Below are 19,015 nucleotides of genomic sequence, written 5' to 3'. Positions count from 1 at the left end.
AGTTAGAGGCTACAACTCATATGCAGAAAGGGTTGTAGCCGGTTTTAAAAGTGATGTGACCCATTTGCACACGTATCTTGACTTACCCCGAGCAATAGGCATTCCTCCCCATATTTCCTCTAATCTTAATTTAAATAATGCATTTGCGACTTTACTCAACGCATTTTTTAAATTATCAGTGGATAAAAAATAATTTTTAATGTGTCTCAGTTGATGGTCACTGATATGAGGGTTTCCAGCACACATATGCTTTAACCCAACATTCGTTCCCATCCCATAGATTGTAAGTAATATCCTTTCTGAAATTTCATTTGGTTTTAAATATGTTTTCTGACCATAAGAAATAAAATCATGGGTAAATTGGTTTTCTAAATCAACTTCTTTAAACATATCAATTAGATTGGTTCCTTCCCATTTTTCCTGTAGATATTTTTTTATAAATCCAACGTTTTTTGATTCTGCTTGAGGCGTAAGAGGCGTGACAATAATGCGACCACCATTTTGAGTACTAATTCGAACTTTTGGATTTTTTGGGATAGTGTCATTTAAAGTGGTTAATGCGCCAGTTAATTTTTGTTTTAATTGTTCAATAAATACATCGCCATCAATGGGTAAAGACAAATCATCAAAGTACTCTTCTTTGTTGTCTTCAAAGTTATTTGGCAAATCTTCATCTGGATTTTTATGTTTAAAAGAACCTTCAATCCATATTTCACGGCACCTTATACGATCTGCAAGTTTTTTTAATACATAAACTTCATAACAAATTCGTTTAATTTTTCCGGTACGAGCATCAACAATGCGTTTCTTCCATTTATCAGGCAAGCAATCAGGTATATCTTCATCGTCTGGAAAATAGACTGTATTACTGTCAAAATATTTTTTGATTAACCCCAAAGCATCGAGGATAGGTTGATGCTCTGAGTTATTTGAGCGAAAAGTCACGTTTTCCAATAAAGGTTGAACCATACGTCGATAATAACTGGCATAAGAGCTTCGAATTTGTTGATGTAGTAGGCTTTGGTACTTTGGCCCTTTTTTCTTATATTCATCAATAATATTTTTTAATTTATCCTTGCCAACAATTGGAAAAATTTTATCTCGTATCGTTCCATCTGGCTGCTCTAAACATGCTTCGGCTATCTGGAAAAGGATAATTTCTTTACCATAAACCTTCTTTACATCATTGATAAGCTTTTTAACGATACGTTTTTCTGATTTATGAATCACATTACGAATAATACGATTGAACATATCAATTAATTTATCTGTAAGCGCCCTTGGGGAGCAATGGAACAGCCAACCGACTTAAGGCTTTTCAGCAGTTCTTAATGGTCTTAACTCACCACGCTTCACCTCATCTGGCATCGCAAAGGAATATCGTCCGAGCATATTAATGTGACCATATCCATATGCGGACAGTCTGGCTACATCTTCATCGAGTACCAGGAAGCCTTCTTGTCGTAATTGATTAATGGCAGCATCCATATAAATGGTATTCCAAAGTGTGATGATATTTAAAACAAGCCCAAGAGCACCAAGCTGATCTTCTTGTCCAGCCCGATACCGTTGATGAAGCTCTCCACGCTTACCGTGAAAAACAGCGCGACCTAAACTGTGTCGACCTTCACCCAAATTTAATTGTACTAAGGTCTGACGACGGAATGATTCATCATGAAGATAATTGAGCATGTGGATGGTTTTGTCAATTCGTCCAATTTCTGCAATTGCTTTGGCTAAGCGAGTGGGTTTATCAGCTACTTGAAAAGTGCGCATAATGCCCTCTGCAGGGACTCTCCCGAGCTTTAATGAGGCTAACAAACGTAAAATATCATCCCACTCAGGAGGAACAAGATTTATATTTATACGACTTTTTGCGAGTACATTGAGTTTTCCATAATCAGCCAACGGATCAATTCGCCAGAATCTAGCACCACCCATATCAGCCAATCGCGGACTGAAACGAAGTCCCAACAAACGAAACAGTCCAAATACAATATCACTGTATGCGCCTGCATCTGTCATGATCCGCGTTGGCTGTAATTCCGTCTGTTGCTCAAGAACAACGCCTAACAATATTAGGCTATCACGTAAAGTGCCAGGCACTGTTACAGCATTTAAGCCAGTTCGTTGATTAGAGATCAGATTGTACCAAGTGACACCACGACCTGATTTAAAATATTTTGGATTTGGAGCAGCGTGCACTGTTCTAACAGGTACAACGAAGCGCATGCCATCAGCCGATGCAATATCTCCTCCGCCCCATTTCTTAGCTAATGGAATTTGATTTTGAGCAGAAACTAAAATGGCATTGACCGCCATTATCGTTTCATTTCGAATATAATTTTGATCAACCCATACCAATCTATCTCTTTTTAAAGCAGGTATATCCTCACGAACAAACGGTTCTCGTCCAGTATTGCAAGCGTCTGCTAGCAATTCAGCACATAAACTGATCAATAGATCCTCGACACGCGCACTTCCTTCATTAATGTGGGTAAATCCATCCGCAAATCCAGTACGTGTGGCTATTTCAAGTACCATCTCGGGTAAATCGACACGTGGTAATTTTGCTTTTACAGCGGCTCTCAATGCTTTTAATGATGGAGGCTCATCAAGTGCATCGAGCTGGGTTAGAATCAGTTCTTCATTACCCTTAACCGTTTCAAATCGAACAGCAGGATTATTATCAATATTTGCTGCAACTAACCGATACACTTGATGTAGTTCATCTGAAAGGCTTGTGACGATTGGTGTTGGGTCAATTGTTAAATTTAATGAACGGCAAATCATAGGGCGTACTGCCTCCCACTCTGAGCCAGAATAAAGATTGGCTCTTGGATCAGCATACCGCCAACTTGGACTTATGAACACATCCCTACGTTTCAGTGCCGATTGCAATTTATCAAGAACGCAAAAAGTATATGCCGTTCGGTCAATCGTAGTTTTTTTGCTATCTCGGCCAGTTATTGATGCTATTAATACAAGCTCTTTATCATTCGCATTTTTTTGAACTTCCTCCATGTTCAAAATAGATTTTTTCAATTTCTCAACATGGGGTTGTTTTTTCTCTGGTACAACGATTGCCGTAATTTTTTTATTGATAAGATCAGCGTACAAAAGTTTATCGTTATGCAAAATGATACCATCTTGGGTTTTTACAAGCTTCTTTATGGCACGATAAGTGGGTCTTGGTTCGTCTTGTGGCCAATTGATAACACTGCATTCATTTTTAATAACAATATTACGTTTCCATGATGTTCCAATAATCTCCATTGGCGGTTCATCCGTTTGTTTTCCCTTTAACCATTCAAGACTGGCAAGAAGAGGTTTTCCCGCTTGATTACTATCAAAATTTATTACTCGAAGGAGCGCAGGTAAAAATTTCTGAACTGTTTTTTCCTTTTGTTCAAGTTCATGATAAAACACATTACTTGGCGGCCTGATTAAGGCAGTGGCATTTTCAACTGCAGAGACAAGCGTTTCATGACCTACTGTTGTATAAATTGTGTCCCGAATTTCATTATCAGATAATTCTGTATTCAGTAATAATTTACATGCATCAACCAATGTGGCTGCCGCTTTATCGAGATCTTTAAGAGTTCGCAGTCGTGTATTTTTATTTTCTTGCTTGGCCTTTGAGAATAAATCGCGCAATACCTGACTTAGCACGTCCAGAGAATCATCTTGGGAGTCTGACTCAAAGTGATTCGCAAACGCAACGAGCGTCGCCATTTTACGTTCAAACGGCAAGCGGTTGATGGCTGTAATTTTTGCCGTATTAGCAAAGCGTGCAAGTGTTGCTATTTTACAGGCGGGGATGCGGTACAGTGGTAATTCAACACTAATGTTGCGGGCAGACTCAACCCGTTTTAATGCGTGCACAAGAGCTGTGCTACTGATACTAACCGGACCTTTACGCAGTTTATCAAGCAAAGACAGATGTTCGTCATCCTCTACTACCAAGAGGTCATTCAATTTTTCCTGTTGTGATGCGCTTAAATTTTTAATCAACATTCGCCATAAGCGAGACTCCATCCTGGAGCGAATTTCTGCAACAAAACGCTCAAGGACTGTAATACCTGGTAACAATATTTTGTTGGTAGATAGCCAACCCACTGCATGATCAAAAAGCACGCCAGGTCTGTCAGTACCAGTCCAGCATAGTGCACATAATATGCGACCAAGACGATAACGACACCCTTTTTCAGCAAATTCTAGATAGCCATAACGCGCTCGAATTTCAACAGCATGACGCCAACGCTGCTCACTTTTCATGTAGATTGATATGCAACTTTCGGGATCATTAACCTTGATTTGAATAGCAACTCGCTCAATTACTACACGAGGAATCTGATCCAAGTCAGAAATAAAAGCCCCAATAAATCGAACTGTTGTCAGCTGTAATGCATAACCTAACCTGCTGTAGTCACCACGTTTGCTTGCAATCCATTCCATATCTTGATCATCGAGGAAAAAAAGGCTATCTACGATATCTGATGGTAGGTCAGTAGGATATTTAGCGTAATTGTCACATTGTACTGGGGAGAGAAAACTGACAGGCATATTTATCCAAATCGATAGGTGTTGTCGCAAAACTTAGAAGTTTTGCGGTGAAAATTGATGCCACGGATTCATTGGCTCAAATTCGTTGCAAATATCAGGTGCAAAAGTCTATTCTTTTGCGATATAATTTGCAACGAATTTAAAGGATATAAATATGAAAATTGGCTATGCGCGAGTTTCAACCACCGACCAAAATTTGGAATTACAGATAGCCGCTTTAAAAGAGGCTGGCTGTGGTCGTATTTTTCAAGAAAAAATTTCTGGGGCGAAAAGAGAACGTCCTGAGTTACAACGGTTGCTCGATCAGCTGCGCCCTGAGAATGTGGTTGTCGTTTGGAAATTAGATAGGTTGGCACGCTCAACTCATCAGCTGCTTGAGCTTGTTGAGTCAATCCAAATAGCTAAAGCCTCGTTTCTATCTCTTTCTGAACCGTGGGCAGATACAACTACTCCTGGTGGTAAGATGGTAATGACCGTATTTGCAGGTATTGCTGAATTTGAACGTGATTTAATTCGTGAGCGGACGGGGGCTGGTCGTGTAGCTGCGCGGCAACGTGGAGTCCGTTTTGGTCGACCTGAGAAAATGAATGAGGAGCAAAAGGTACTAGCCAAGCGATTGCTACAAGAAGAAAAATCAGTTAGTGAAGTTGCAAAAACTTTTAATGTTCATAAAGCGACGATTTATCGTTTGCTTGATCAAGGGGTAAGCTAATGAATGCACCAAAATACCTTGAAGGAGGGCGTCAGAACCAAATTATCCGTATCGGTGATTGTGTGCATCGCCCTATTGGGTCATGGACTAACCAAGTTCACAACCTTCTTAATCACTTACGAAAAAATGGGTTTTATTCTGCTCCTGTGCCTTTGGGTTTTGATGACGAAGGTCTAGAAATAGTTAGTTTTATAAAGGGGGATGTGTGTAATTATCCATTGAATACTTCTGCATCTTCAAGCAAAGCATTACTTTCTGCAGCCCGTTTACTACGTAATTTTCATGATGCCTCACAAAGTTTCTTAGTTGGCCTTACTTCTAAGAAAAAATGTTGGCAATTGCCAGCGCGTTACCCAGAAGAAGTAATGTGTCACGGTGATTTTGCTCCATACAATGTCGTTTTAGATGGAGAACAAGCTATTGGAATTATTGATTTCGATACCTGTCATCCAGGGCCTCGTTCATGGGATATTGCTTATGCCCTGTACCGTTGGAGTCCATTTACCAATCCAAATAACAAGGATGGGTTTGGAACTATTGGAGACCAAATTTTAAGGGCACGTTTATTTTGCCAAGCCTATGGCTTATCAGATGAACAAAGAATTGGATTGGCAAATTTGATTATTGAAAGGCTGGAAGTTCTAGTCGATTTTCTGTTGGCACAAGCGCAAAAAGGTAATAAAGATTTCGAATTAAATATGCAAGATGGACATCATCTGCTTTATTTGGCAGATGTTGAGTATATTAAGAATCATTTAACTAGAATAGAAGATGGTCTTAGAAATCCTTAAGTCGGTTGGCTGTTCCATTGCTCCCCAAGCCCGAAGTACTATCGAATTCGTCAGTGCCTGGCTAAAACAATTTAATTTGAATTAAATAAAATATTTATTAATTTATTTCTAGACGAGATAACCATAGAACTTCTTAGGTTTATTATGTTTTATTTTATGATATTGAAGAGAACTATGCGTGTATGTAGCGAATTACTAATTCCGTCATTTCATGAGATTTAGTAATTCGTATTCGCTACATTTTACCAATAATTATCCCAACTCATTTGGTTTGAGAGATATTTAAATAGGAAATAGATTCGACACTTTCCCCATCAATAATTTCATAAAGAAGTTGATATGAAGCACGCCATCGATGCTGTGATGAAGTCACTAATGTCACCGTTTTTTGATTTAGCCGTTCAATACATCCAATAATTTCTTCTCCTTCACGTGAGAAACCAACAAAATCACCCACTTTGAGAGAATTCTTATTCAGTCCACGCTTTTTTTTCTCAAATACAAATTCACGACTATCAATCTTAAGCATATGGTAAGGAATTTTCCACTGACGACCATCATCTAATCGTTGCACAACTGCATTTTTAAGTACTTTTTGTAACACACGGGCTGCAATGAAGGATTGAGTTGTTGCATCAAAATACTCAATGATATCACCTTCCTTAAATTTATTAATAAGAGCAGATATTCGTAAGGGATTTTCAAGCTCATTGTTTAATGCGACTGACAAGCGATAAATCTCAAACAAGCTGGCATTTTTTAAAAACGCAACTAATTGGTCATAGTCAACAATATCACTCATCTTTGACTACTCGAAGCATTACTGGCTTTTTACCCGTGTTTTTTCCAGATTGTAAATCATCCAATGCCATGTGGACATGCTCGCAGAGACTGTCTAGAATGCCATGTGAATTATCTGAAAACTTTTGATTTAACAAATTTCCTAATAACGCCTCAACTCCACGCAGCAACATCTCAGGCTTTCGTAATGGTTGAGGTAACTCATGCATTGACTTAAATAGTGTTGCGGATAGTTCTTGTCCAATATAATTCATAGCACTTGGAAAATCATCAGGAGCCATGTCAGCAATTGAATATTGATTTTTACTGGTTGTGGTTTTTCGAATGGTATCTATCCCACCGTGCTTAGCTGCGGTTTCGATTTCCGCATAAACCCAAGTCGCACCACCCTCGCTGACAGTTTCTGCAATCTCTGCTACGGTAGATATGATGCTAATTAAGAAAAGCTGAGTCGTTGCTAAAAAATCAGCATTTCTGGTAACACCACTTTCAGATAACCTGCTCATTTGTAATAAAGCATCCGTCATGATGGTTTTTAATTCATCATAAACATCTTTTGTTGACATGAAATTCCTCACCTAAGAGTAAATGGGGTTCTATGCACAGCAATGGCATAGAACCCCATTATATGAGCCTAAATTTTTTTAAGTAATCAGGGCTATTTTATAACGTGTAGTCTTATGGCACAAATCGTAAAATTGAGCATTTTTAAGAGGACACACTATCGTGTCCTCCAAAATTTATTAGCCGTTAACGGCCTCTTTTAATTTTGTTCCAGTCTTGAAGCTCACCACTTTGCTGGCAGCGATGTCAATTGGTTGTCCAGTAGATGGGTTTCTTCCAGTACGAGCGGCTCTTTCTTTCACGGATAAACTGGCAAACCCTGGTAGTACAATCGAGTCCCCTTTGGCAAGTAAATCAGTGAGGCAGCTAATCACGGCATTTAATGCAGTTTCTGAGTCTGTTTTAGTTAGTCCTGATGTGTCGCTGATGGCGGTAATAAGTTCTTTTTTATTCATAGGATGCCCCTGTTAATAGTCTGTAGCCCTTGGTTTAGATGCTGATTCGATTAAGCACGCACAATAGTCGCGTGTGAGCCTGATTCTGTCAAATAAAATAAGTATTTTGGCGTCATTATCACGCTTAATCTGAATTTTGTATAATAGCTCCCAAAAATTGATTGCCTATTAAAAAGAAAAGCCCATCTGCTGATGATTTAATTGAGGTGTTTGATGGCTTAGTTCTTGATTATTCCCAGCATGCACTGAAAAAGGCAATAGATGCACTAGAATGGGATTATCGCAATCAAAACTCTTGAGATGATAGCCGCGTTGATGGCGTATCTTAGCACTCTGGCAAAAAGAATCAAACGCGTCGTTAAAATTGGCAAAAGCCAGCGTCCGGCTTTGTCCTAGTTTTGATTTGATGCGCCCATTGACTAAGGTGATAACCCAGTCTTCAAGTAAATCTTTACTTAACCGAAGAACATAATAGCGCGTGTCTTTTTCAAAACGGGCAGTGTGATACCGTTCCTTTTCTTTAAAATCCAAGTAATAAACCCAAGGAAGAGCGGCAAACCAGGGCGTCATGACCAAGATTTTTCTGTAGCAGGCTCAACCACGCTGATTTGTGTAAATCCGTTGCGACAATCTGCAATAGAGCCTGCTTCTTCCATCAGGTCATTGATGGTTTCATCCAATTCCTTGTCACTTTCATAAGGAATTTTCAGTACATACTCCCAGCTATCCTTGTCTTTTTTAACCATATCAAATGGAGCAAAGCATTCTTGTTCAATTTGACGTCTTGATTCATTTTTACCTCGGACGAATTTGGAATTGTTTTCAACCTGAAGCCAGACTTCAATGAGTGCAATTTTTTTTGTGGACTGGCTGCCGGGGAGATTCTGCTCCGGATTATTTTGACAATGTGCCTTTAAAATACGATAAACACTGGCAATGCCAATATCAAGTTTCTTAGCGATAGCCAATCGTGTGTACCCTTGATTAATCAAGGCAAGAACATCACTGCTTTTAGCGCGAGCTGTCGGCTTTCGTCCTTTATAAACCCCATCCTTTTTGGCGCGCTCAATACCTTCCAATTGGCGTTCATGCCTTAAATTAGTTTCAAATTCAGCAAACACACCCAGCATATCTAAAAAGAATTTACCTGAGGCACTTGAGGTATCTACGGGTTGGTCAAGTGCTTTTAAGTTGATGCCTTTATCTTTTAAATGATGAAGCAGGGTTTGTAAATCGAGGATGCTACGTGTTAGTCGGTCAATTCGTGTGACCACCAGGGTATCGCCTTCTCTAATATACTCCATGCATTCATCAAATGCAGTCCTGCCTATTTTCGATGTACCACTTTTTTTCTCAGAATATATTTTTTTGCACCCGGCATCGTTTAGAGCGTCCATTTGGATGTCGAGATTTTGGTCAGTAGAGGAAACTCGAGCATAACCTACTAAATCCATACACATCACCTATCATTAACTTCTATAAGTTGTGATACTACACTACCATAAATATAAAATCAATCCTAATGATAGTAAAAATAAGGGTTTTTAATAGGTTATAAAATTATCACAGGGGTTTACTCTAGCGATAGCAATGAATATATTGTAATGTAAGTAAATGTCTTATATACTAAATGTAAGACATTTACTTACATTGCTGAGGTATTTATGGCTCGCACAATGACTGTTGATTTGGGTAGTGAACTTCGTGATTATGTTCAGTTTCTTGTTGATTCAGGTGATTATAGAAGTAATAGTGAAGTATTAAGAGAATCATTGCGTCTGCTTCGTGAAAAACAAGCTGAATCAAAGCTTGAGCAGTTACGTCATCTTATCGATGAAGGGGAAGGGAGCGGCGATCCATTAATGTGGAACGCGGAAGAATTTCTTGAGCGAATGAAGAAAGTCCCCCATGCCAAATAAAACATATCGTCTTTATCCAAAGGCTATAGAGGATCTTGAGTCAATCTATTTATATAGTACGCGCGAATTTGGTATAAAAAGAACAGAAGATTATATTTTGGCAATTGAAACAAGCTTCCAACATCTTGCAGATGATCCACTTATTTCTCGAACATGTGATTATGTCCGTCAGGATTTGAGGGCTTTCAATGTAGGTTCTCATGTTATTTTTTTCAAAATGACTCATTATGGTATTGCAGTTATTCGGGTGTTGCATCAATCTATGGATTTTAATAGACACTTTTGATTACCCTTGTAGGGGTTTCGCCCAGAAAATTACCATTTTAGCTATCCTGATTTAAAATTAATTCTAGTGACATGTCCCCACCATCATCTGGTGGGAGTATGACACAGAGAGTTGCTGTAAGAATAAAGATTAACCAAAAGCAGTATCCAGGGTTTTACACTCGTGCAGTTCTGATTGAATTTCACGAATTCTAACTAAATTTATAATTAAAATGTCATTTTTCTCTGGTGATAAAAAAACGCCATTTGAATATTGTTGGTTATTATTTATATCAAACAACCTTAAATATTTAGCTAATGCTGTTTTATTCATACCGCATCGTGAAGCTACATCATCAGTAAGGGGCATGGAAGAGGTATCTTTATCAGTCAAAGTTAAAATATTATGTATGACTGTACTATTTAAGCAATGATAAATATGGGGCTTATTGGTTCTATGGTTATCATTAACTGATATGGGGCGAATTTCAACATCCTCTAAATCATCTACGTTAAAATCATTTGTTGGACGATTTTTATTAAATAGTTCTGCAAGATGCATGCTGCCATCCAGTATCATGTCGTGTTGTTGTGGTGTAACCAAATAGCCGCAAGGGAAGCTAAAGATGTTATTTTTTACCAGCACAAGAATCATTTTTATTAAGAAAATAAAGTGGTGCCTACACTTTTCATAATTAATGTTATTTGATTCAAATCGATGATACGTGGAGGTTTTTATTCCATTAATACATCGATTAGCTATTACAATTGGGGTAATATTTTCTTGTATCCCAGAGCTAATACCGGAGCTGATATTATTTATCACCTTGCTATCGCAGCATAAAAAAGATAACTCAAAGGATTCTACCGTTTCGTCCAAATAAAAACTGATAATTAAATCTCGAACAAATGGCTTTACATGTTTATACCAGCGATCTTTAAAACCAGGCCATTTGTAGGAAATAGACCGTTTATTATCCTGGAGCCACTCATAGCTGTAACCAAATATTTTGCATGTTTTTAATTGAGCATTTTTATCAATTAAATTAACCAGTATTTCTTTGTTAGTAATATCGGCTCTATTGATTTTAATGCCGGTTATCCATTCCAGAAGCATGCACAAGTCGTTGTAATCTATTTTTTGATCGTCAATGATTTTAAAAAAACTGTTTATTTGGTAGTCATAAGTATCATTGATGCTTGAGTATGATTTTTGATATTCACTAATCGTTTGGTCTTTTACCTTGCTTAATGTGCTGACAATGGCTGTATTAATAGAGGTCATTTCAGCCTCAGCAATACACTCATAAAATTCTTTTATCTCTCCTGGGATTCTTAAGTGTCATGGGTCACGATTACTAGCCCACCCTCTGGCCACTCAAAGTAGCCCACTTAGGGTAAATTTTTTTAACTCACTTGTCATCTACTAAATTAAATTTCGGTATAAATTTTTTCCTGTATGACTCCCCATCAAGAACAATTCGATAAGCTTTATTTACGATACGATCTAATGCTGCGTTTGCCATAACCGGATCATAAAATAGCTCCATCCATCCTTCTATTTTACGGTTAGTAGTTATAATTAGCATAGAGTTTACATGGATAGCTGCTATTAAATCATACAGATCAGTGGACTGTTCTGGCGATAATGCTTTCAGCCCGAAGTCATCTAAAATAAGCACATCGTATCGTGAGTAACGTTTAAAAAGCGCAGTCCATGTTTCATCCGCTCTTGCTTGGTGGAACTGATTTAACAGTTCATTCGCTCTTATAAAGCAGACTTTTTTATGTCGTTGACATGCCATTAGACCCAGGGCTTGAGCCAGGTGAGTCTTTCCGGTGCCAACAGGTCCCATGATGATGACATGGTTTTTTTCTTTGATAAACTTCCCTGTCATCAGGGTGCGGATGGCTTGTGTGACTTGTGTTGAATATCGAGCCAGTTCAAAATTTTCAAAACACTGAGGCTCCTCAAATCGAGCTTGCCTTACACGCCCAGCAAGCAATTTTTGTTGACGAGCCTCATCCTCATCCTGAAACAACATTGAGAGCAACTCTTCATAAGAGAGGGACGCTGCGCGAGCCTGTTCTACTCTTGCTAGCAGTGTGTCTGGGATCCCTGTCAAACGTAGTTTTTTTGCAAGCTCTAACATATTGATATCACTCATAATGAGCCTCCATCGTTGAGCTGTAATCACTTGCTGCGCGAATATAGGCAAAGTTCTCATGATTGGCCGAGCGCTTAGTGGAGAATGTTCTCGTGTCTTTTTTATCCAGGCCTTCCGTGAGGATTTTTTTCAATGATTGATGAGTATAATTATCAAATAAAATCGCGCGTAAACATGCATTTTCAAGGCGCTCATTACCGTATTCCTCAACCAAGCGGATGATAGCCTGGGCTTTTCTTAAGCTCGTTCTAGAGCCTTCAGCCAGTACCTTTGTGACCATTTCCTCCGTTGCCTGACCAATTGCTTTGGCCGCTTCAATACAAACGCCAGCAGTATTTTCTAAGTAATACTTTGCAGAATTATGGTAGTCATTGGGATCCGTTTCCCACTGTCCACGCCCGTAGTTACGAATATGGGTCTTAATCAAAGCATGATTCACATAGGCCTGAACGGTCTTCAAGCCAACTCTAATTTTAACCTTTGTCCCGATATGTATCGTTGGCACAGAATAAAAATTACCAGCAACAACAAAATGATGGTCACGATGAACTTGAGCATCCATCCAAATGGGCATATCAAAAGCGCCTGCTGGCAGTGGGTTTAATAAATTAAATTCTTCATTTTTAAATACGTCAATTGGCTTTTCACCAGTGGTACTGCAGATGACGTGCGATACCTTATTAGCGCACCAATCACGTGCAAAGGCGTTCCGATAGTGTCGCTAAGCTCGTGATTGATTTTAGCCATCCATGGCTGAAATCGACTCGCAAACGCGACAAGTATGCCTCCGGCGGCCCTGGCCGTCCTGTGTCCGCTTGTTTTTTCACCCCATTCGGGGTTCAAAAACAACGCTACCCCAATGACTGACGCCTTTTCGGATGCCTTATATTTTGCCTGCGGCAAAACATCCGGCTCTAAGGCTACCAGGGACTACCAGCCTCGCTCGTTCCTCGCTTCCTTGGCTGGCAGCGATCGAGGCCAAATCATCATAGGTTATCCCCGCGATAACCTGTTCTTTTACCAATTGAACACTACGCTCAACCTTCCCCTTGTGCTCGGGCGTTCGAGCCTTCGCCGGATCGGCTATAAAGTCATAAAAGCGAGATAACTCTGCATAGGTTTCATTGACCGTTGGATCATAAATATGTGCTTTAATAATTCCCGATTTCAAATTGTCTAAAAGAATGCAGTTGGGCACGCCTCCAAAAAAATGAAAGGCATTGATATGGCTTTGCGCCCATGATTGCTGATTTTGAGAATGTACAAACTCAACATATCGATACCGACTATGTGATAACGTCATAATAAAAGCGTATGTTTTTTTATTATTGATAAACCCAACAAACGCATAGTCAACTTGTGCTTCATGCCCAGGCTTTGTTAACAAATGTACCGTAGCCTTAGGCAACGAGGGGAAATGACGTTCAATATAACGACTAAGACTTCTTCGACTGCTAACAAGACCATTATCGCTTAAAATTCGGTGTATCTGCATATGGGTAATCCACTTCTCAGTGAGGAGTGATGCTATTTTTTCGTGATGCGCCTCAAGTTCTTTTTCTGATTTATTGGGTCTGTTGTTGGCTGTAGTATTAACGATTTTATTATGTATCTGCAAAGCGATAACTTCGAGCTCATCATTGGAAATATCCTCCTGATAACCCAAATCCTTGGCCATTGAAACGTACTTGCGTATGCTCATTCGTGAAACGCTTAGAGACTTTTCAATATTGCGTTGAGTCATCCCTTTTTTGTGCTGATATAGCACCTCTCTAATTTCTGCCATTGTTTTAATCCTCATCTCATAACAAATCCGTTAGTTATTGGTAATGACCAAACTAACACTGTTTATTTGCTACTCAAAGTGGGACTCAGAGATGGCCATGGAGTGGGCCATTAATCGTGGCCAAACCCGACCTTTAGTGGGCTAGTAATCGTGGCCCATGACACTTAAGCTTGTTGTAATTGATTTATCTGTCTCCTCCCCTTTATTTTTTTGTAAGAATGTTTTAACTGCCCTAAAAACAGTTGATTGAAAATTACTAAATAAGTTATGCGTCATTTCTTGGTTCATTTCGATCCTTAAATTTCATATAGCACCAAAATGATACTACTAATTAACACGATATGACAATAGTTGTTTGATATTAAATAGGATGCCTATTTTTAGCCACAATGAGGTCTTTGATTTTAACTTTTAAAATATGTAGCTTTGTGTAGCAATTGAGTAGCATTAATCAAGCTACATAATTTTATATTAATTATAAGAATGCTATTTTGGATAACCCCTTGTTTATGTTGGATAAATATGACTTTAAACCAAGGGAGTTAAGAGATTCAATTCAGCAATGTGCTGATGTAGCAAAAGTAGCAATGATTGAGATTCGATTCCAATTATTTACACCAGGGATTTTGTCATTTTCAGGATGGGCTGCACGAATTTCAGAATCCCACTTTACTGAGAGGAATTCAAAAACGAATCGCATGAATCAATTATCCTGATCTAGTGGTGAAGCCAACTTCTGAGTACAAGTACGAATAGTGAAGGTCGCTACTGAAATTCAAACAGTCAGAAGTCGAGTGCACAAGTCAGCTTTTATCTGGCTTGGCAGTGAAGAGCACTTCTGAAAATACCAATAGGCCATTTATTGATAAATGGACGTATGGTTGTCATCTACTTGAACTATTCATTTTATTCCTTGAATAACAAAAAAATATTATTTTACTTTATTGGGCATATACTGCAACTTGCTTTTGTACTGATTAAGTAGTACACTTTTGGTATGAGTAAAATAACTAAAAAACCAAAAGAATACGTTGTTTTTAACGGATCTAAATTCGTTATTGAATGGTATTTTGATTGTAAAGGGCATAGTGGCTCATTAGATTACTTTGAGTCATTAAGTGATGATGAGCAGATCAAGGCATTAGGCTTATTCGAATTGATGGGCAATATAGGATCAATTAGAAATAAAACAAAGTTTAATTATGAAGAAGACAAAATCTATGCTTTTAAGCCACAACCGCATCGATTTTTATGTTTTTTCTTCTCTGGCGGTAAAATTATTATAACGAATGCTTTTCATAAAAAAACAAACAAATTACCAAAGGGTGAAAAGGAAAAAGCCTTAAAATGTAAAGATGAGTATGAATTACGAATTCAACGAGGTGACTATTATGAGTAACCAACTTTCTACTTATGAAAGAAAAATGCAGGATAAAAAATTTAAAATAGCTTATGAGAAGCATTATAAAGAATTGCTTTTTTCTGAACTGCTTATTTCTATTATGGAAGAAGATGATCAATCGGTTCGCAGTTTAGCAAAGGAAGCAAATATATCGCCTTCTGTAATACAAGATTTGCGCTCAGGAAAACAGCAGGATATCAAAGTGAGCAATTTAATTAGAATTGTTGAAACTTTGGGTTACAAGGTAGTCTTACAGAAGGGTGAAGAAACGTTAACTTTACACGACGAAGTAAGGGAAAATAAACATAATTTGAGTGTTAGTTCTGCCGCGTACTGAGATTAAAAATTGGGAAAATGGAGATGCAAATGGAATCACTAGAAAATGAACATAGCGTTAAATTAGTTATCATGGATGAGCATTGGCTGATGTTTGAACCCCTATCTGAAATGGAGGGTTTTAAAGAGTTACAGAAACAAGCACAAGAGTTTGGATCTACCATTAAACAAGCTATTAATAATAGGTTGGAAATAGATAAGCAATCCAATACTAAGTCTTATTAAATAATGTTTTATTAAAAAATCATAGGCAGATTGCAGTTCGGTGTACGTTTCTTCAGTCGTGCTTTGATGGGCTTTTTCTTTCATTTTTGTATTGTACAATACAAATTTTATGCTACTAAATTATACAGCTCATTTTGATGACATAGTAATGCTGTGAATTAATCTGAAAATGGTGCACCCATTGAGATTCGATTTTCGATTATTTGCACCAGGGATTAAGAGCAATATGAGTTTTATTCCCATTTTTAATAAGGCGAATGTGCTGATGCTCCACCAGTGTTTCCAAGGCATTGTCCCTCTGTTGCTTGTTACGCAAGGGACCAAATTGCAAAATGTCACGGGGCGTTGTCGTTTGTGGTCTTTGCTGCAAGAGCCAAACAAGCAATTTCCGGGCGTCCTCAAGATTGGGCTGGGTTGATTGAGGTTCTAACAAGCGTCTTGCCTCGCTTAAGTACCAATTCATTAGAGTAATGGCTTGCTCGATGTGCTCTACACTAATGTCACCTGTTTTTCCTGAAAAAAGATGGAAGAGAGCGGCAAGACGCGCTGCGTTTTCAGCCGCTTTGCTGGCAAAATCTTTGATTTCCATCCATTGCCCTTGGGCAGTCAATCCGGATTCAATGCTGTTAAAAAAACTAATCCATAAGTGCTTGGCTTGGGCGTTCATTTTGAGGACGGGCAGGTTAATACACCCTGACTGGCTTAAGCGTTGGGATTGATCCAGGCACTCCGTAATGCGTTGCTCGTATTCTTTTAAACCGTCCAGTTGTGCTGGTGGTTCTTGATAAAATCGCGTTCCCATGGAGCTGTCTGGGTAGGCGAGTAGACAGCGTGCCAGAAAACCACTTTGGCGGCTGATTCCGGTGGCCTGACTTACCATCTGATCTAATAATAGGGGTTGCATCATCAGGTTTAAGGTAAGGCGTCTGTGCTCAATGATAAAACTTTGTGAGGTCTTGCGATGTGCTGCAAAAGATTTCCCTTCCCATAAACGATTAAGTAACGCCACAAATCGCATGGGGTTGGATTGCATGCTGTGACTGCCGAGAATAATGCCTGCCTCATCTGACCAAAGGGAGGCACTCGGCCAGCCGTGAGCCAAATGGATTGCCAAGGCTTCTTGGGTTGCATCTTCAAAGTAGAGGGTGGGTTGTATGGGAATGTCCGGCTCCTGGTGAACCAAATCATCGAGTAAATCTTTGTAATAATCGCTGTCTTCACCCGAATAGACGGTACGTTTGATTTGGGTAAGCAGTCCATCTCGTTCCATCTGCCAGGCTTTATGTTGAGTTAATGCGCTCAATCGTTCCGGTTCTCGTTTTTTACGCACCGTGGCTTCCCATTGGCGGATGGCTTTAGAAAACACATTATCAGCAGCACTTTTGCGCTCTCCAGAACTTGCGATGACCAGAAAATACAGTGACACAGGGCTAACAAGGTAGCTGTCACGAGCCACATTGGCAAGGGTTTGGCATGCCAAAGACAGATTGGCTAGAGCGCCACAAGCGACTAATGATAGAGGCTGTTGCCCATAACATTGATAGGCATTGACCACTTGTTGCAGCGTATTGGGTAACGCATCAAACGGGTATGGGGTTTCATTGTTTAACCTATTGGTTAGTGGAATAGGAGGATTCCAAGAGTCTGTTTGATTTTTTTTCTGGAACGATAAGTCTGACTGTTCTATGGTTGTACTGGACATTAACTGCCGATTATTAAAGAGAAGTTAGAGGGTATTTTACGCGCAGACCCTAACCGTTGTAAAATCAGCTTTAGTTACAATTATTGTGATGAAGGTTTCATGGTTGTAGTTTGACAAACCCTAGAGCACTCATCAAATCACCTTTAGGTTGAACATGGAACTTTTAGATAAAATTAGCACCCTGGAGGAGGAAGCCTCCCAATTTGGATTCAAGTGGCAAAGTGCAAACCAAATCATGAATCAAATTCATAGTGAGTGTGATGAAATCAAAGAGCACTTAGAGCATGACCCTTGTAAAGCGAATCAAATCGCTTTACAAGAAGAAATTGGCGATTTACTCCACGCCGTTTTTTCGCTGTGTATTTTTTGTAAATTAAGCCCAAGAGTAACCCTTGGACAGTCACTGACTAAATTTGAAAGGCGATTACGAGCGGTTAAACTGATTGCTGAGGAACGTGAGTTGATAAACCTTGAGGGTTTACCCTTTGATGAGTTGATGCAGATCTGGGATAAGGCTAAAGAGTTAGTTGGGTAGTGAGATGTAATCTCATTATAAAAAGTTAAGGTGAATTATAGAGGTTTTTGTTTTGTGCCTGTGCGCAGCTGTAAATGCCATTGATTTGAGTTCATCCTTGAACTCGCTAGTGTCTCAACATCCTGTCAACATCCCAGCTGCGCCAAACAAGTACAGTATAGCGTTTCTGTACTATTTAGGCATTGGCTAGTATGCTGTTTTTTATGTAAGAGATTTCTTGGCGTTGGGGTTATATCAACCTTCTGAAATATTTGAAATAAACACAATATGCCGTGCCTGTTATCTACCACAAGCTATATGGACAAGTGATTTTGAATTTTTTTCATGTAGTTAATTCAAGGATAACAAAGATAATCCAGTTATTAAACCGCTCTGTTTATTACCATCCTGTGTGGTATAACCATAACTGAGAAATAATTTCTATCGCTTCTTTATCAAGAACTGAGCGAGCTTGAACGAAATTGGGTGTTTGTGCTTTCTCTAATAATTTTTGGCCACATTCCGCATCAAAATAAGAGTACATTAGTCCTATAAGAACTTGTTTACCATGACTATAACCACCGATTGCGTTTTGAATGAACTCGTAATTAGGCTCTAATTGCCATTTCTTCTTAGCTGAATCTAGAGAAGATGCTTTTATATCAAAGCATTCTGCTCCAACTTTTTGGATCCCTTTTTTCCATGCTAATACAAATAAATCTTCGCTCATCATATAACTCCAGCGTTTGAATTTGTTAGGTGATTCAGTTTAATACTTTAAATATCTTAATTTTATCGTAAGGACGTGTA

22 protein-coding genes are annotated in these 19,015 nt (G+C 38.8%); 9 read left to right on the top strand and 13 right to left on the bottom strand.

What is annotated here, in order from left to right; genetic code table 11:
- Positions 1 to 9 precede the first annotated feature (9 nt).
- On the bottom strand, positions 10 to 1,254 hold the full coding sequence (locus tag HRS36_RS00420) for a Tn3 family transposase (RefSeq protein WP_173235534.1): 1,245 nt from the start codon (positions 1,252 to 1,254) through the stop codon (positions 10 to 12).
- A 54-nt stretch (positions 1,255 to 1,308) separates the two neighbouring features.
- On the bottom strand, positions 1,309 to 4,566 hold the full coding sequence (locus HRS36_RS00415; protein WP_173235532.1) for a Tn3 family transposase: 3,258 nt from the start codon (positions 4,564 to 4,566) through the stop codon (positions 1,309 to 1,311).
- A 154-nt stretch (positions 4,567 to 4,720) separates the two neighbouring features.
- On the opposite strand from HRS36_RS00415, the gene HRS36_RS00410 reads away from it, so the two are divergent.
- Positions 4,721 to 5,278, top strand: a complete 558-nt coding sequence (locus HRS36_RS00410) for a recombinase family protein (protein ID WP_173235530.1) — start codon at positions 4,721 to 4,723, stop codon at positions 5,276 to 5,278.
- Positions 5,278 to 6,069 (top strand): aminoglycoside phosphotransferase family protein, encoded by a 792-nt coding sequence (locus HRS36_RS00405; RefSeq protein ID WP_173235528.1) that lies wholly within the window; start codon positions 5,278 to 5,280, stop codon positions 6,067 to 6,069. Before HRS36_RS00410 ends, HRS36_RS00405 begins: the two co-directional genes overlap by 1 nt.
- 262 nt (positions 6,070 to 6,331) lie before the next feature.
- Here the strand turns inward: HRS36_RS00405 and HRS36_RS00400 are convergent, their stop codons facing one another.
- The 5 genes from HRS36_RS00400 to HRS36_RS00380 all read right to left on the bottom strand — a co-directional run bounded on the left by HRS36_RS00400 (position 6,332) and on the right by HRS36_RS00380 (position 9,343).
- On the bottom strand, positions 6,332 to 6,871 hold the full coding sequence (locus tag HRS36_RS00400; RefSeq protein ID WP_173235526.1) for a hypothetical protein: 540 nt from the start codon (positions 6,869 to 6,871) through the stop codon (positions 6,332 to 6,334).
- Positions 6,864 to 7,436 carry a hypothetical protein gene (locus tag HRS36_RS00395; protein WP_173235524.1) on the bottom strand — a complete coding sequence of 191 codons (573 nt, stop codon included), beginning with the start codon at positions 7,434 to 7,436 and terminating at the stop codon, positions 6,864 to 6,866. Before HRS36_RS00395 ends, HRS36_RS00400 begins: the two co-directional genes overlap by 8 nt.
- A gap of 177 nt (positions 7,437 to 7,613) precedes the next feature.
- On the bottom strand, positions 7,614 to 7,889 hold the full coding sequence (locus HRS36_RS00390) for an HU family DNA-binding protein (protein ID WP_173235522.1): 276 nt from the start codon (positions 7,887 to 7,889) through the stop codon (positions 7,614 to 7,616).
- A 168-nt stretch (positions 7,890 to 8,057) separates the two neighbouring features.
- Positions 8,058 to 8,459, bottom strand: coding sequence for a WGR domain-containing protein (locus HRS36_RS00385; RefSeq protein WP_173235520.1), 402 nt, complete (start codon positions 8,457 to 8,459; stop codon positions 8,058 to 8,060).
- Positions 8,456 to 9,343 carry a recombinase family protein gene (locus HRS36_RS00380; RefSeq protein WP_173235518.1) on the bottom strand — a complete coding sequence of 296 codons (888 nt, stop codon included), beginning with the start codon at positions 9,341 to 9,343 and terminating at the stop codon, positions 8,456 to 8,458. The genes HRS36_RS00385 and HRS36_RS00380 overlap by 4 nt, the downstream gene beginning before the upstream one ends.
- 210 nt (positions 9,344 to 9,553) lie before the next feature.
- Here HRS36_RS00380 and HRS36_RS00375 point away from each other — a divergent pair, with 210 nt between their 5' ends.
- Together HRS36_RS00375 and HRS36_RS00370 are read left to right on the top strand one after the other, a co-directional pair.
- Complete coding sequence (locus HRS36_RS00375; RefSeq protein ID WP_021460206.1) at positions 9,554 to 9,808, top strand: type II toxin-antitoxin system ParD family antitoxin; 255 nt, start codon at positions 9,554 to 9,556, stop codon at positions 9,806 to 9,808.
- Entirely contained in the window at positions 9,798 to 10,094 is a 297-nt protein-coding gene (locus tag HRS36_RS00370) for a type II toxin-antitoxin system RelE/ParE family toxin (protein ID WP_173235516.1), read from the top strand. Before HRS36_RS00375 ends, HRS36_RS00370 begins: the two co-directional genes overlap by 11 nt.
- A 129-nt stretch (positions 10,095 to 10,223) precedes the next feature.
- Here HRS36_RS00370 and HRS36_RS00365 read toward each other — a convergent pair whose 3' ends face one another.
- The 4 genes from HRS36_RS00365 to istA form a co-directional block, all read right to left on the bottom strand.
- Positions 10,224 to 11,357: a hypothetical protein gene (locus HRS36_RS00365; RefSeq protein WP_173235515.1), complete on the bottom strand. Its 1,134-nt coding sequence runs from the start codon at positions 11,355 to 11,357 to the stop codon at positions 10,224 to 10,226.
- Positions 11,358 to 11,484: 127 nt separating this feature from the next.
- Positions 11,485 to 12,240 (bottom strand): IS21-like element helper ATPase IstB, encoded by a 756-nt coding sequence (istB, locus tag HRS36_RS00360; protein ID WP_173235440.1) that lies wholly within the window; start codon positions 12,238 to 12,240, stop codon positions 11,485 to 11,487.
- Positions 12,233 to 12,814, bottom strand: a complete 582-nt coding sequence (locus tag HRS36_RS00355) for a Mu transposase domain-containing protein (protein ID WP_173235513.1) — start codon at positions 12,812 to 12,814, stop codon at positions 12,233 to 12,235. The genes istB and HRS36_RS00355 overlap by 8 nt, the downstream gene beginning before the upstream one ends.
- 309 nt (positions 12,815 to 13,123) lie before the next feature.
- Positions 13,124 to 14,041, bottom strand: a complete 918-nt coding sequence (gene istA, locus HRS36_RS00350) for an IS21 family transposase (RefSeq protein WP_173235511.1) — start codon at positions 14,039 to 14,041, stop codon at positions 13,124 to 13,126.
- 476 nt (positions 14,042 to 14,517) lie between these two features.
- Between istA and HRS36_RS00345 the strand changes: the two genes are divergently transcribed.
- From HRS36_RS00345 to HRS36_RS00330, 4 genes are all read left to right on the top strand, one after another.
- Complete coding sequence (locus HRS36_RS00345; protein ID WP_173235509.1) at positions 14,518 to 14,742, top strand: hypothetical protein; 225 nt, start codon at positions 14,518 to 14,520, stop codon at positions 14,740 to 14,742.
- Positions 14,743 to 15,023: 281 nt separating this feature from the next.
- Positions 15,024 to 15,425, top strand: coding sequence for a type II toxin-antitoxin system RelE/ParE family toxin (locus HRS36_RS00340; RefSeq protein ID WP_173235507.1), 402 nt, complete (start codon positions 15,024 to 15,026; stop codon positions 15,423 to 15,425).
- Entirely contained in the window at positions 15,418 to 15,765 is a 348-nt protein-coding gene (locus HRS36_RS00335; RefSeq protein WP_173235505.1) for a helix-turn-helix domain-containing protein, read from the top strand. Before HRS36_RS00340 ends, HRS36_RS00335 begins: the two co-directional genes overlap by 8 nt.
- 29 nt (positions 15,766 to 15,794) lie before the next feature.
- The gene (locus HRS36_RS00330) at positions 15,795 to 15,989 is read left to right on the top strand and encodes a hypothetical protein (protein WP_173235503.1); all 195 of its coding nucleotides are present in this window, start codon (positions 15,795 to 15,797) and stop codon (positions 15,987 to 15,989) included.
- Positions 15,990 to 16,188: 199 nt separating this feature from the next.
- Here HRS36_RS00330 and HRS36_RS00325 read toward each other — a convergent pair whose 3' ends face one another.
- Positions 16,189 to 17,691, bottom strand: coding sequence for a YfjI family protein (locus HRS36_RS00325; protein WP_173235501.1), 1,503 nt, complete (start codon positions 17,689 to 17,691; stop codon positions 16,189 to 16,191).
- A 154-nt stretch (positions 17,692 to 17,845) separates the two neighbouring features.
- On the opposite strand from HRS36_RS00325, the gene HRS36_RS00320 reads away from it, so the two are divergent.
- Entirely contained in the window at positions 17,846 to 18,226 is a 381-nt protein-coding gene (locus tag HRS36_RS00320) for a MazG nucleotide pyrophosphohydrolase domain-containing protein (protein WP_173235499.1), read from the top strand.
- A gap of 379 nt (positions 18,227 to 18,605) precedes the next feature.
- On the opposite strand, the gene HRS36_RS00315 is transcribed toward HRS36_RS00320, so the two are convergent.
- On the bottom strand, positions 18,606 to 18,938 hold the full coding sequence (locus tag HRS36_RS00315; RefSeq protein WP_226905524.1) for a hypothetical protein: 333 nt from the start codon (positions 18,936 to 18,938) through the stop codon (positions 18,606 to 18,608).
- Positions 18,939 to 19,015 lie beyond the last annotated feature (77 nt).

This window comes from Legionella antarctica (assembly GCF_011764505.1).
Classification (GTDB): Bacteria; Pseudomonadota; Gammaproteobacteria; order Legionellales; family Legionellaceae; genus Legionella; species Legionella antarctica.
The sequence above is the reverse complement of the archived record's forward strand: the minus strand, read 5'-3'. Positions and strand labels throughout refer to the sequence as shown.